Annotated in this window: 13 protein-coding genes; 3 read left to right on the top strand and 10 right to left on the bottom strand. The window is 43.7% G+C overall.

Annotated elements, in window-relative coordinates; genetic code table 11:
• Positions 1-50: 50 nt before the first annotated feature.
• Together BN6539_RS16035 and serC are read right to left on the bottom strand one after the other, a co-directional pair.
• A complete protein-coding gene (locus tag BN6539_RS16035; protein WP_067540860.1) occupies positions 51-1,262 on the bottom strand; it encodes a cofactor-independent phosphoglycerate mutase in 1,212 nt (403 codons plus the stop codon).
• A gap of 71 nt (positions 1,263-1,333) precedes the next feature.
• Positions 1,334-2,425 (bottom strand): 3-phosphoserine/phosphohydroxythreonine transaminase, encoded by a 1,092-nt coding sequence (gene serC / locus BN6539_RS16030; RefSeq protein ID WP_067540857.1) that lies wholly within the window; start codon positions 2,423-2,425, stop codon positions 1,334-1,336.
• A 127-nt stretch (positions 2,426-2,552) separates the two neighbouring features.
• On the opposite strand from serC, the gene BN6539_RS16025 reads away from it, so the two are divergent.
• Positions 2,553-3,707, top strand: coding sequence for a 3-phosphoglycerate dehydrogenase family protein (locus BN6539_RS16025; RefSeq protein ID WP_067540854.1), 1,155 nt, complete (start codon positions 2,553-2,555; stop codon positions 3,705-3,707).
• Positions 3,708-3,774: 67 nt separating this feature from the next.
• Here BN6539_RS16025 and BN6539_RS16020 read toward each other — a convergent pair whose 3' ends face one another.
• Positions 3,775-4,944, bottom strand: coding sequence for a M20 metallopeptidase family protein (locus BN6539_RS16020; protein WP_067540851.1), 1,170 nt, complete (start codon positions 4,942-4,944; stop codon positions 3,775-3,777).
• A 514-nt stretch (positions 4,945-5,458) separates the two neighbouring features.
• On the opposite strand from BN6539_RS16020, the gene BN6539_RS16015 reads away from it, so the two are divergent.
• A complete protein-coding gene (locus BN6539_RS16015) occupies positions 5,459-6,835 on the top strand; it encodes a sigma-54 interaction domain-containing protein (RefSeq protein WP_067540847.1) in 1,377 nt (458 codons plus the stop codon).
• A gap of 183 nt (positions 6,836-7,018) precedes the next feature.
• Here the strand turns inward: BN6539_RS16015 and BN6539_RS16010 are convergent, their stop codons facing one another.
• On the bottom strand, positions 7,019-7,459 hold the full coding sequence (locus BN6539_RS16010; RefSeq protein WP_067540844.1) for a hypothetical protein: 441 nt from the start codon (positions 7,457-7,459) through the stop codon (positions 7,019-7,021).
• A 4-nt stretch (positions 7,460-7,463) separates the two neighbouring features.
• Entirely contained in the window at positions 7,464-7,661 is a 198-nt protein-coding gene (locus BN6539_RS16005) for a helix-turn-helix transcriptional regulator (protein WP_067540841.1), read from the bottom strand.
• Positions 7,662-7,815: 154 nt separating this feature from the next.
• On the opposite strand from BN6539_RS16005, the gene BN6539_RS16000 reads away from it, so the two are divergent.
• Positions 7,816-8,613, top strand: coding sequence for an ion transporter (locus BN6539_RS16000; protein WP_067540838.1), 798 nt, complete (start codon positions 7,816-7,818; stop codon positions 8,611-8,613).
• A gap of 82 nt (positions 8,614-8,695) precedes the next feature.
• Here BN6539_RS16000 and BN6539_RS15995 read toward each other — a convergent pair whose 3' ends face one another.
• The 5 genes from BN6539_RS15995 to BN6539_RS15975 form a co-directional block, all read right to left on the bottom strand.
• A complete protein-coding gene (locus BN6539_RS15995) occupies positions 8,696-9,829 on the bottom strand; it encodes an NlpC/P60 family protein (protein WP_067540835.1) in 1,134 nt (377 codons plus the stop codon).
• Between the two features lie 18 nt (positions 9,830-9,847).
• Positions 9,848-11,026 (bottom strand): G5 domain-containing protein, encoded by a 1,179-nt coding sequence (locus BN6539_RS15990; protein WP_067540832.1) that lies wholly within the window; start codon positions 11,024-11,026, stop codon positions 9,848-9,850.
• A gap of 171 nt (positions 11,027-11,197) precedes the next feature.
• Entirely contained in the window at positions 11,198-11,845 is a 648-nt protein-coding gene (locus BN6539_RS15985; RefSeq protein ID WP_067540829.1) for a phosphatase PAP2 family protein, read from the bottom strand.
• On the bottom strand, positions 11,842-12,741 hold the full coding sequence (locus BN6539_RS15980; RefSeq protein WP_067540826.1) for a diacylglycerol/lipid kinase family protein: 900 nt from the start codon (positions 12,739-12,741) through the stop codon (positions 11,842-11,844). The genes BN6539_RS15985 and BN6539_RS15980 overlap by 4 nt, the downstream gene beginning before the upstream one ends.
• Positions 12,742-12,759: 18 nt before the next feature.
• Positions 12,760-13,395 carry a DUF1287 domain-containing protein gene (locus BN6539_RS15975; protein ID WP_187375518.1) on the bottom strand — a complete coding sequence of 212 codons (636 nt, stop codon included), beginning with the start codon at positions 13,393-13,395 and terminating at the stop codon, positions 12,760-12,762.
• Positions 13,396-13,422 lie beyond the last annotated feature (27 nt).

The raw sequence follows: 13,422 nt of genomic DNA, 5'->3' as shown, positions 1-13,422 counted from the left end.
AAAAGAGGAACCAAAAATTCCTCATTATCTGCTTACCTGTATCTTCTATTTTATCCTAATATGAAGTGGTCTGCAAGAGCAAAACCGCTGTCATAGTAACTTCCAATTTCTCCCGATTTTTCATTGAACTGTCTGCTTTCATCGGCAGGTTTTTCCGCTGTACTGTCATAGACGACAAAAGGAACCGGCGTAGAAGAATGGGTTCTGATCGCAAGAGGTGTTCTGTGGTCCGGCACCTCCAGGACTTTGAAGTCTTCTCCATCTGCACGCAGGGCTTCTACGATAGGTGCGAGCACCTTATGGTCAATGTCGTGAAGACACTTAAGCTTTCCTTCCATGTCTCCCTGATGAGAACATTCGTCTGGTCCTTCCAGATGGACATAGACGAAATCCTTGCCGTCTCTGAACTCTCTGATGGCAGCATCAGCTTTGCCTTTAAAATTGGTGTGCAGGGTTCCTGTAGCGCCTTCTACATCTACAGAAGAAAGTCCTGCACAGATGGCGATGCCTTTGATCAGATCCACCGCACTGATAGCCGTACCGGTCAGCTGATATCTGTCATAAAAAGAAGATAACTGCGGTTTCTTTCCCTGTCCCCAGATCCACAGGGAATTAGCAGGGTTGAGCCCCCTCTCGATTCGCGCCTTGTTGACAGGATGATCTTTCAAGATATCGTAACTCTTTTTCATCATAGCTGTGATAAATTCACAGCCTTGGCCTTTTGGCAAATGATCGCCCACTCGCTGCTCCAACACGTCGTGAGGCGGTGTCAGTTCATAGTCTGTTCCACCATTGTGTACGATCATGCAGTGTCTGTAGCTGGTTCCCGTATAAAACTGAAGCTTTTCATCAGCAAAAGCCTCGTTGACCGCTTTGATTAGCTGGTCAGCCTCTTCTGTTGTAATATCGCCAGAGCTGTGGTCCTTGATAATTAAATCTTCATAGGCGCCATCGCCGGCAAGGGTAATGATGTTGGTTCTGAAGGCCACGTCAGTATCTGACATCTCGATGCCGATGCTGGCAGCTTCCAGTGGTGAACGGCCAGTCAGATAAACGGCCGGATCATAGCCCATGACAGAGAGATTGGCCGCATCACTTCCCGGCGCTACTCCAGGCGGAATTGTTCTCACCATGCCAACTTCACCCTTTGCCGCCAGACTGTTTATGAATGGCATATCAGCGGCTTCGAGGGGCGTCTTGCCGCCCAGGGCGTCTATTTTTTCATCTCCAGCGCCGTCTGGAACTAAAATCAAATATTTCATATGTATTCCTCTCTTCTTCTACTATTCCTAAAAAAAGCTCTCCCGATAAGCAGGAAAGCCTTTTTCTAAAATTATTTATTCTCAGCCTCGAACTTCTTCATAAATTCGATCAGCTTGTTTACGCCTTCCATTGGCATAGCATTGTATATACTTGCTCTCATTCCGCCGATGGAACGATGTCCGTTCAAGTTGACCATGCCTTCGGCTTTCGCTTCTGCAACGAATTTTTTGTCCAAGTCAGCATCGCCTGTCACAAATACCACGTTCATCAGAGATCTGTCTTTTTCTCTGATCGGGCACTGATAAAAATCACTGGCATCGATGTAGTCGTAAAGCTTTCCAGCTTTTTCTACATTGACCTTGTTGAGTGCGCCGACGCCGCCCATGTTCTTGATATTCTTGAATACTTCTCCTGCAATGTAAATGGCAAAGCAAGGAGGGGTATTGTACATGGAATCGTTCTCAGCATGGGTCTTGTAATCCAAATAAGTAGGAACCGTGTCGCCGGCAAAGCCGAGCAGATCTTCCCTCATGATGACGATGGTCATGCCTGCGGGACCCACGTTCTTCTGTGCGCCGGCAAAGATCAGACCGAACTTGCTCACGTCGATTTCTTCACTGAGTATACAGCTTGACATATCCGCAACCAGAGGAATATCTCCAGTGTCAGGAATATATGGATAGTGTGTGCCATAAATCGTATTGTTGTAGCATACATAGACATAATCTGCGTCGGGTCTGATATCTTCCCTGGTGATTTCCGGAATATATGTAAATGTATCTTCTTCTGAACTGGCGATAACTTTGATGTCGCCGAATTTGGCGGCTTCCTTGTATGCCTTCTTCGCCCAGGACCCTGTGACTACGTAATCAGCCTTTTTAGAGGCTCTAAGCAGGTTTAACGGCACCATTGCAAATTGAAGAGTTCCTCCACCTTGTAAAAACATAACTTTGTAGTTGTCAGGGATATTCATGATTTCTCTTAAGTTAGCTTCTGCATCTTCGATGATTTTTCCAAACTCTTTTGAACGGTGACTCATTTCCATCACAGACTGACCGCAGCCCTCATAGTCGGCCAAATTTGCTGCTGCGTCCTCAATTACGTTCAGTGGTAACATCGACGGACCAGCGGAAAAGTTAAATACACGATTTTGATTTGTCATTTCGTCGCCCTCCATTAGTTCTTCATTTTTTTAATACGCAAAATATTATATCACTTTACTTCTTGAAAGTAAAGCGACAAAGTGTTATAATTCAACTTAAATTACAAATATTTAGGAGGTACTTAATATGTACAATATTGCAACACTAAACAAGATTTCACCGGTAGGTCTTTCTCACCTGTCTGATAAATATACGGTTTGTGATGATGTCTCTAGTGCTTCCGGAATCTTAGTGAGAAGCCAGGACATGCACGAAATGGAATTTAGCAAGAACCTGCTGGCTATCGCAAGAGCCGGCGCAGGGGTCAACAACATTCCACTGGACAGATGTGCAGAAGAGGGCATCGTCGTATTTAATGCGCCGGGAGCCAATGCTAACGCCGTGAAGGAGCTAATCATCGCAAGTATGCTCCTTGCTGCCAGAAACATCCCGGAGGGTTTGGCATGGGCAAAGACCCTAGAAGGCACAGAGAATGTTGCCAAAGCTGTAGAAAAAGGGAAGGGGCAGTTCGCCGGATCTGAGATTAAAGGTAAGACTTTAGGTGTCATCGGACTTGGCGCAATCGGTGTTATGGTAGCCAATGCCGCAGTAGACCTGGGCATGAAAGTCATCGGCTACGATCCTTTCTTCAGCATAAAGTCTGCCCACGGTCTCTATTCCTGCGTGGATTTCATGCCGGACATCAAAAATGTGCTGCCTCTGTGCGATTACATAACCATTCACGTCCCTGCTATGGATTCCACTAAGGGAATGTTTACAGAAGAACTGTTCTATCTGATGAAGGACGGTGCAGTTCTGCTCAACTTCTCCAGAGATACGCTGATTATCGAAGCTGATCTTCTCGCAGCCATGGAAAACGGCAAAGTAGGCAAGTACGTGACGGACTTTGCTACAGACGGTACCTTTGGAAAAGACGGCATCATCGTTCTGCCTCACCTCGGTGCATCTACCGCAGAAGCGGAAGATAACTGCGCTACCATGGCAGTGGAAGAAATCATGGATTATGTCGAGAACGGAAATATCACTAATTCTGTGAATTTCCCTGCTGTAACTTTGGGACCGGTCAGAGGTGATAATCGAATCGCAATCATGACAAAGGGAGAGCCGAATCCTGTCAAGTTAGCTACAGCTATGTTTGCTGATCTCAACATCAAGGCAGTAATCGGCGGTGTCCGCGGCGAATACGGTTATGCGTTGCTTTCTACTGGCGACACTGTAACTTCCGTACCTAAGGTCGACGAAGTAATCAAAGTCAGAGTGATTCAGCCAGACGAACAATAAGCGGCAGCAAAAAGTCCGCCTAATCAGATGAAACACCTGATTAGGCGGACTTTTTATGTATTGATTTTTATTCTTTCTTCGCATTGTCCAGCCACTTTGCGGCACAGTATGCCAGCGTAGCAGCTCCCATATAAAAATAGTCTTCGTTAAAATACACATCGGCGCTGTGTGAGGTGGGCGCGCCTACATCACCAGTTCCCAGCCACATCAGCATGGTAGGAACCTTTTCCGAGATGTATGATAAATCTTCAGTGCCGAGCATAGGCAAATCAAGTTCTGCAACCTTATCTGAACCGTTGATATCACAAATCAGCCCTTTCATCTCGTCACAAAACTTTGGATCGTTGTACATTCCTGGCGTGGAAACCAGCTGCAATCTGTGCGTCGCACCTGACGCCTGGCACGCTGCATTGGCACAGATGATAATTCTGTCTATAATACGTTCTCTGATTTTCGAATCACAGCATCTTAAGGTTCCCTCCAAAACCGCTCTCTGCGGGATGACGTTAGCAGCACTGCCGCCGCCAAGAACGCCGATGGTACAGACCGCCGGATTAAAAGCGCTGGTCTCCCTTTCTACCACACCTTTAATCATGCTGTACATGTCTACAACCACATTGAGCGGATCGATGGTTTCTTCCGGTCTGGAACCATGACCCCCTTTCCCGTTGACTTCGATCATAAATCCATCAAGATAAGCACAGGTTATGCCCTTCTTGAAGCCGATATGTCCATTGCGCTCATCTGGCATTACATGAATCGCCAGGCAGGCGTCAACTTTAGGGTTTTCTAAGATGCCGTGCTCAATCATCACCTTTGCGCCGATGCCATATTCCTCCGCAGGCTGAAACATAAATTTTACGGTTCCTTTCAGGTCGGCTTCTCTATCCTTTAAAATCTTTGCTGCGCCGAGTAGCATAGCGATATGGATATCATGACCGCAGAGATGTCCGTTTTCATTTTGTGATTTAAAAGGGATATCCGTTTCTTCCTTTGTAGGCAGACCGTCCAGTTCTGCTCTGAGCAGCAGGGTTTTTCCACCCTGTCCTACAGTGGACGTAATACCATATTTGCCACATTCTGCAGTCTCACATCCGATCTGTTCTAATCGTTTCTTTACATAGGCATAAGTTTTGGGAACCTCCATGCCTACTTCCGGGTATTTATGAATATGTCTACGATCACGAATAATCTGTTCTTCTAATTCCTTTGCTGCTTTAATAAACTCGTCTTTCATTATTTTTCTCCTGCTATGATTGTTCTATGACGCCGTAAGATTATGCGTCTATCCGTTCCTTCCTTTCGACAACGTCGTTTGGATCGTGGAATCATTATACTTCGGACCATCCTCTGAGATTATAATCGGAGTCCGTAATTCAATGATTCCTTCCTTTCGACAACGTCGTTTAGATCGTGGAATCATTATACTTCGGACCATCCTCTGAGATTATAATCGGAGTCCGTAATTCAATGATTCCTTCCTTTCGACAACGTCGTTTAGATCGTGGAATCATTATAACATATTGCAAAAATAATGCCAATCTTTTCAATTTTCTTGATTCCTTATTTTGCAAGGTTTACAAGGATTTAGGTCCCGAGGTGCCTATGACTCATGTAAACTTATTTTTACAGAGTGGTAAATTTTCTCTCGTTCTTGTAAAAAAACATTTACACTTTTCGCATTTTACATTATAATGAAGTTAAATACCGTAATCGCTCTGTCAACACGCAGAAAGTGAGGGAGAAACAAATTGCTAGAAGAATACTTAGACACCATAACAAATATGGAAAACTATGCCGACGGCATCATCGTCATTGACGATCAAGCGAAGGTTATCTATATTCGCCAATTTAAACCAGATTTATCCCCGTTGGATGAACGCCGCGCTATTGGAAAAAGTATCTTTGAAATATACCCCACTTTGAAGCCAGAAACCAGCACACTGATTGCAGCTATTCAGAGAGGCGAAACCACTTTGAACAACAGAGAAACGTTAACTACCTCTACTGGAGAAAGCTTTCAGATTATCGATAACACTTTTCCTATCAAACAGGACGACAGCATCATCGGCGCAGTCAGTGTGGCAACATTTCCTGACAAAGATTTCAGCCTCTCTGGAATTAATCTACATAGTGATACCGTACCTCAAGTTAAGGATCTCTATACAATCGAGGATATCATCGGCAGAAGCAAGCAGACACAGGATCTGCGTATTCAGATCTGCCGAGTTTCCGCCACCTCCTCATCCGTCTTAATCTACGGTTCAACAGGCACTGGCAAAGAAATGGTGGCACAGTCCATTCACTCAGCCAGCGAAAGAAAGAATAAAAAATTCATCTCTCAAAACTGTGCTGCCATTCCGGCAACTTTGTTGGAAAGCATTTTCTTCGGAACTGTCAAGGGCGCCTATACAGGAGCCGAAAACAAAGCCGGTATCTTTGAAAGCGCTGACGGCGGTACCATCTTCCTCGATGAGATCAATTCCATGGATATCAACCTGCAGGCAAAACTGCTGCGCGTGTTAGAGGAGCGCAAAATTACGAGAATCGGCGGTGTGGATGCAGTCAACGTCAACGTGCGTATTATTGCAGCTACTAACAAACGGCCTTCCCTTTGCATCCAGGACGGAACACTGCGTCCCGATCTGTTCTATCGGCTGGGAAGCGTAACCATCGACGTTCCTGACTTAAGGGATCGGCTCGATGATCTTCCTCTGCTGACGGACTATTTCATCTCCCTTTACAACACCTCTATGCACAAGCACATCACCGGTGTATCAAAAGAGGTCATGGAAATCTTTAAAATCTACGCTTGGCCTGGTAATGTGCGAGAATTTAGAAATATCATAGAAGGTGCGTTTAACCTCTGCGACGATTCTGTAATCGATGTAGGTTCCCTTCCGTCCTATCTCCTCTCAGAATTTGATTTGACAAGGTCAGATCCGGAGGATGAGGATAAGTCTGTCGAAGTCCAATGGACAGGCAGCCTCAAAGGTACCATGGACGCTTACGAAAAAAAGCTGATTCTCCATGCCATCGACTCACACAAAAGCCTTACAGCAGCAGCAGAGTATCTGGGTATCACCAGACAATCTTTGAATCAAAAGCTGCGAAAGTATAATCTATAAAACGAATTTGATGTATATTGAGATCTGCTTACAACGCAATTTCTCATACATAAAAAGAGATCGTGCTCTTGATTATATCGGATATAGTCATAGAGTACGATCTCCTTTTTCGTTTTTTCCTCAAACATCGATTATACACGTTGTCAGCCAATGGCATTTAACCTCTGAGGTAAAACCGCCCGCCTACATTTTGCGTGAAATGACGTTATTAGCGATAAGGAAGATTCCTAATTGTAAATAAATGCATCCTACCATAATTAAAGCCGGAACCATATACCCCATTCCCATGAGTACAAACGCCAACACCGCAAAAGTCAGATTAGAAGTAATGGCTACGACCGTAAGTGCCGTTCGTGTAATTTGTACGTTTCGCTCGTCGTTCTTCTCAATTGCTTTTTGTTTCAGTTTCTCCGGTGAAAGAACTTTGCCGCGAATCCAGAAAAAGATGGCTACAGCGATAATTCCAGTTCCCGCCCCTGAGAACATCCCCGCCAACATCATCAAACTGCGCTGATCATCGGAAAGGCTATTTGCGAAGACAATGCCGAATATCAATGACACCACGCCAAATATTACCATTCCACTCAATACCTTTTTATTTGTTTTTCCAAATTTACATAACATGATTTCATTCCTCCTCATAAATAAATATTTCTTCAATAGTCATATTGAAATACCTGGCGATTTTAAAGGCCAGAATGATCGAAGGATTGTACTTCCCATTTTCCAGGGAGCTGATCGTCTGCCTGGATACTTCCAATACCTTTGCCAGTTCATCCTGTTTAATGCCTCGTGCATTCCGAATTTCTTCTAATTTGTTTTTCATATATCAGACCCCATTTTCAATATGTAAAGTTAACTTTACATAAACTATATACTATAAACAGCCTTATGTCAAGCTAGCTTTACATATAAATTTAATTTCTTTTCCTCAATTTTATGGTAAAATAGAACTACTATAGAAAGAAAAGGAGTTTCCATTGAGCAAGAAAAAACGAATTTATACGATCATACAGATCGGCAGTATTGACGATATACCCAGCAGAACCTATGATATCGCTCTGATGCTGGCTGTCGTCATCAATATATTTATTGCGATTTTTGAAACCTTTCCCCAATCTGACAGATACCTCTATATACTGCGCGTTGTAGAAAGCATTACCGTTCTATTCTTTACCATAGACTATTTGCTGAGAATTTGGACGGCAACTTACTTATATAAAGGAGTAACCGTTGCTCGCGCAAGGAGAAAATTCATTTTTTCCTGGGCTGGCATAGTGGATTTTTTATCCTGCGTGCCATATTATCTGCCTTTCTTTTTTCCCAGAGTTGCAGTCGCACTGCGGATGTTCAGAATCATCAGGATTCTGCGTATCTTCCGCATCCACCACTACTCTGACCCCCTAAAGGTTATCGGACAAGTCCTGACAAAGAAAAAAGGACAGCTGATGTCCTCGATTTTTATCGTGCTGATTTTAATGGTGGCGGCCTCATTGATGATGTACAGTTTGGAGCACAAAGCACAGCCAGAAGTCTTCAATAACGCCTTTTCCGGCTTCTGGTGGGCAATTAACACGCTGCTGACCGTCGGTTACGGTGACATTGTACCAATCACCTTTGCCGGCAAAATATGTGGTGCGATAATGACCTTTCTAGGTGTAGGCATGGTGGCCATTCCTACCGGTATTCTCTCGGCTGGTTTTGTTGAGCAGATGACACCCAAACCTAAAGCAAAAGAAACCCATTACTGCCCTAACTGCGGACAGAAGCTGGACTAAAATTGTAACAACGCCATTTCCTATCAATTAAAAAGAGACGGTATAAGCAAAAATCCCGTCTCTTTTTTCTATGCGTTCTATATTATTCTACTATGCGTCTGACAGTCATTACCGGACCGATATAACTAGTGCCAGTCACTGCAATGCCTAATCTTTCGTTTACGGCGTGGACAATCTGTCCTCCGCCAATGTAGATGCCTACATGTCCATAATAGCATACCAGATCTCCCGGCTGCGCCTCAGCCAGAGAGACTTCTTTTCCATAGCTTCTCATGACACCTGCGTCATGAGCCATGGTTATGCCGAAGTATTTATAGACTGATAAAACAAATCCCGAGCAATCTGCTCCATCTGTCAAACTGACGCCGCCATAAACATATGGATTTCCCACGAACTTGAGAGCATACTGCGCAACGGCCTGTCCATCGCCTTGATAGGTTTTCCCATCTGTCGGTGCTGAAAGAATCCCAGTTCCTTTGACGATGACCCGCTTTGTCGGCGATTTAATGACCTTGGACTCCTGTACCTCAGTCTTGACAGTTTTACCGTTTTCTGTCGTTACAAGCTTCGTTATCTTTTTCTTTCCGTTAGAGCCCTTCTGTTCAACGATGGTGGTGTTTTTCAAGACTTCGGAAGATTCCTTCGTCACGGTTTCATATGCAATCGTTTCTTCTGTTGTAATCTGCTGTTTGGCAGTAACTGTCACCATTGGATTGATCTTATACAGTTTCAGCTTATCGCCTGGATAAAGAGCAGAAAAGTCTTTCTCCTCATTCATATTTAAGATTTCTCTCACGGTCACATCGTATTTAGAGGCGATGGTCCAAGGGCTGTCTCCTGATTTCACAGTATAGGTCACCCTTTTTTTTGTACCTGTAAGAATATACTCTACGGCGTTATCCACACTGGAAACTTTTGGCTTCTTAGAGGCCTTGTAAGTTTTCTTGACAGCTTTCATTGCCGGATCGCAGGTAATGGCCTTTACCTGCGCGCCTTCCTCAATATAGTGATTCTTCACTTCTTTGATTACTTTTTTAGCGCTGCTCTCTGAATTCAAAACCGCTGCAGTCTTACTGCCAATCTGCACGGCCCAATACTCTTCCACAGCATAGGCTTTGACAGTAGTAAAAACCGCTGCGCCTAAAACAGCAATTGCAAGGACAAAGGCCCCTGCAATTACATATTTTTTTGATTTAATTTGTTCTAAAATATTCATAAAACAATCCTTCTAAACTTAGTCGAAAATTCTTCTGACTGCAATTACACTGCCAGTATAATTGACACTTGTAACACGGATGCCTAATCTTTCATTAACTGCGTGTACCGCTTTTCCATTTCCGGCGTAGATGGCAACGTGTCCGGAGTAAATTAAGATATCACCCTTTTTCACGTTTTTATATGAGACTGCTTTTCCAACGCTGGACTGACCAACGCGTGGAAGATTTACGCCAAAATTCTTATAAACGGAATACACAAACCCTGAACAATCCGCACCCTTCGTCAGGCTTGTTCCGCCATAGACATAAGGATTACCCACAAATTTCTTTGCGTATTCTACAACCTCTGAACCTTCAGCAAAATCAAACGTTACCCCTGCTTTTGCTGTAACAGAGCCTGTCCCTTTCAGGACGACCTTGTCAGTAGGCTGTTTAACCACTTTTGATGAAATCAACTCACTATCTGTCGTTTCACCATTTACTTTTGTGACCTGCTGTACCAACTGTTTAGAACCTTTCACGCCTTTGGTCTTGACTTTGCAAGTGCCCTTTTTCAGCGAACTGGTTTTCTTATATACAGTATCATAGTCAATTGACTTCTTGGAGGTAACTTTTTCAACTGTGGTTACATCTACATATGGAACTTCCGCATACAGTACCAGATAAGTGCCTTCTTTGATGGTCTCATCGGCATCGTACTCCCCAAAGTTCAGTGTAACCAGTTTCTTGGCTGAAATTCCCTTGTCCTTTGCGATAGATTCCAGCGTATCGCCTTCTTCTGTCTTATAGACGAAGTATTCAACTTTACCCTCACTCAGCTGCGTGACTGCATCCTCAACATTCGTTGTGTTTGCACTCTGTGCCGCGTAATCGTCTCCAGTGGTTTTTATAACTTTCTTAATTTGGATTTGAGGCTCAAACTGCACATCAAGTACGGTCGAACCTTGTGTCAGATAATAGTTTTTTAACCCCTCTATTACCTGTGTAGCTGATTCTTCTGAATCAACAAATAATACATCTTCATCTCCAATTGTGATTGCCCAAAGCTCGTCTGCACTTCCTTCAGCAGCAAATGAATCGTTGCTGGAGCTGAATAACATTGCAAAAGCCATGACGGCAATCAATAAAACTGAGGCAGTTGCTTTAAACACCCTTTTGATTTTAGTATTGACTCCTGGTTGAAAATGATTTGTCATAATACTATCTTCCTTTTCATGTTTTTCAATTGTCTCACAGGTATTATCATACTTTATATACATAACGAAGTCAATAATTCTAAAGATTCTTCACATAACTTTCACAAACAAAAATCGATACAAACGTTCAAATATCAACGTTTATATCGATTAAGAGTTTCTTAAGAATTCTTAAGAATTTATTAACTTCCTTTTTATAAATATACTAAAAATAGTATAAACAATCACAACAACGGCAATTCCTGCAAACACATCGAGAATCGAATGCTGCTTGACAAAACAGGTTGAAAGCGAAATCAATACCGCCAAAATGACGGCAGAAGGCTTGACCCACTTTACCTTCAGCACTTTCGTCGAACAAATGCTGATTGCCGCAAAGATCGCACCGATCACGTGCATGCTGGGTAACACGTTTGTATTCGTATCGGCAGCATAGATCGCTTTTACCATGGTCACAAAGATATTATCCCGCTCAAAGGTTTCCGGCCGTAAATCTTGTCCATTGGGAAACAATAGATAGAAAACGAGGCAAAAAGAGAATCCTATGATGATGCAGTACATATATCGTTTAAATTCAGGCACGTCTTTGATCATCAGATAAATCCCCACCATGAAGAGAAACGGGTACCACATATAGTAAGGAATAATGAAATACTCATTAAATGGTATTAAATCATCCAGCGGGCAGTAAGATACCCAGTAGTCCGCATCAGAAGGAACCAGCAGTTCTACCAAAAAAAAGCTGATCAAATAAATCGGTACATATAGTATTAAAAAAACGTGCTTGTAATCTCTTAATCTTTTCCCCCTGCTGATCATTTGATTCCGTCCTCAGGAACCATTAATCTGATCGCCCCATGCAGGTTCTTGATCGTAATCGCTTCGCTACCCTCTTGATATTCCCCATCAAGAGTCCACGGCATAGATGGATCTGCCGTGATCTCCACTTCTTTGCTGTTAAAGAAAGAAATCATCGGCGATTGATAGTTCTGTTTGGTCAAGGCCAGCAAAATCTGGTTCAATTCCAAGATATTGGCTGGAGATTTGATCAGCAGCACCTCGAACATGCCGTCGTTCATGTCCACAAGTTCGTCAGAGAGTGTCAAAATACCTCCCACTGAAGTCGAATTGCTGACCGCTCCAAAGAGGTAATCGCCGCCGTAAACGCCCTGTTCCATTTTTAGACGAATCTTCTCAGGTCTGATGGATGGGATATCTTTGATTCCCTCCAGTATATATGCCAGATGGCCCAGTGCGTTTTTGACACTCTGCGGCGCCTCGTAGGAGGCCCGTGTAAAAGCGCCAAAAGAGGCGACGTAGGAAAAATACCTTCCATTAAAACATCCGATGTCCAAAGATCTTGGAACGCCAGTGACGATATCATGAGCAGCTTGTACCACATTCTTCGACAGGCTGAGACTATTTGCAAAGTCGTTAGTACTTCCAGCCGGGATATAACCCAGAGGAACATCTTCTCCAGATTCAATGACGCCCGCAATGACCTCATTAAAGGTCCCGTCACCGCCGATACATACGACCAGGTCAAAGTCCTTCGCCCGAGAGCGTGCAAATTCCGTTCCATCGCCTCTTTTTTCTGTCGTCATTACTACTGCCTCGTACCCTGCACGGCAAAAGATATCTATGATATCTACAAAAGATTTATTTGCCTGTTTTGTACCTGCGCAGGGGTTCAAAATGATTAACGCCCTTTTCATTCACTTCTACTCCTTCCCTTAGTCCAGCTTTTTGACCAGCGGCCACCTGTAATGACCAGAAATCTCCATACCGTCAGACGCGTAGATGCGATCCTCTTCTGCTGCCGGATCTTTTCCATGCTGAATGATGTACGGTCTACCCCATATGTTTCTAATACTCGATACGATTGCCACATGGCTGGACTCAAAAGTCACGATATCCCCCGGCTGCCATGCAAGCAGATTATTTATGTCTGTAGTCAAAACCTCTGCGTTCCGTTGGAAAAACACTTCCAATGTGGGTACCAGCCTAAAGTCTATATTCGGGTCCGGTACCGAAACTACGTCACTATATGCCTCATAATGATCGGCAATATCTTTATCGACTAAATTCTTTAGATTTAAACCGATTCCGCGAAAACCCTTCCAGACTACGTCGGTGCATACTCCAATGTCATCTGGGGGATAACCGCCGTTGTAGTATTGATCGTCATAACGCAAATCTTTGTTGCAGATGTATATTCTGGAGGCTAGCATGATCTGCCGGCCCTGTTCCAGTTGGGCGGATCTCTCTGCGTTCTCGTTTGCACTGCGAGAATGCAGATTAAAATACAGAACGCCTCCACCAACAAAACAAATCAATAGAATTAGGATGACAAAAAATCTAGGTTTCACTCTATATCTCTTTTTACCTCTCATGAC

It is taken from the genome of Emergencia timonensis (genome assembly GCF_900086585.1).
Lineage (GTDB): Bacteria > Bacillota > Clostridia > Peptostreptococcales > Anaerovoracaceae > Senimuribacter > Senimuribacter timonensis.
The sequence above is the reverse complement of the archived record's forward strand: the minus strand, read 5'-3'. Positions and strand labels throughout refer to the sequence as shown.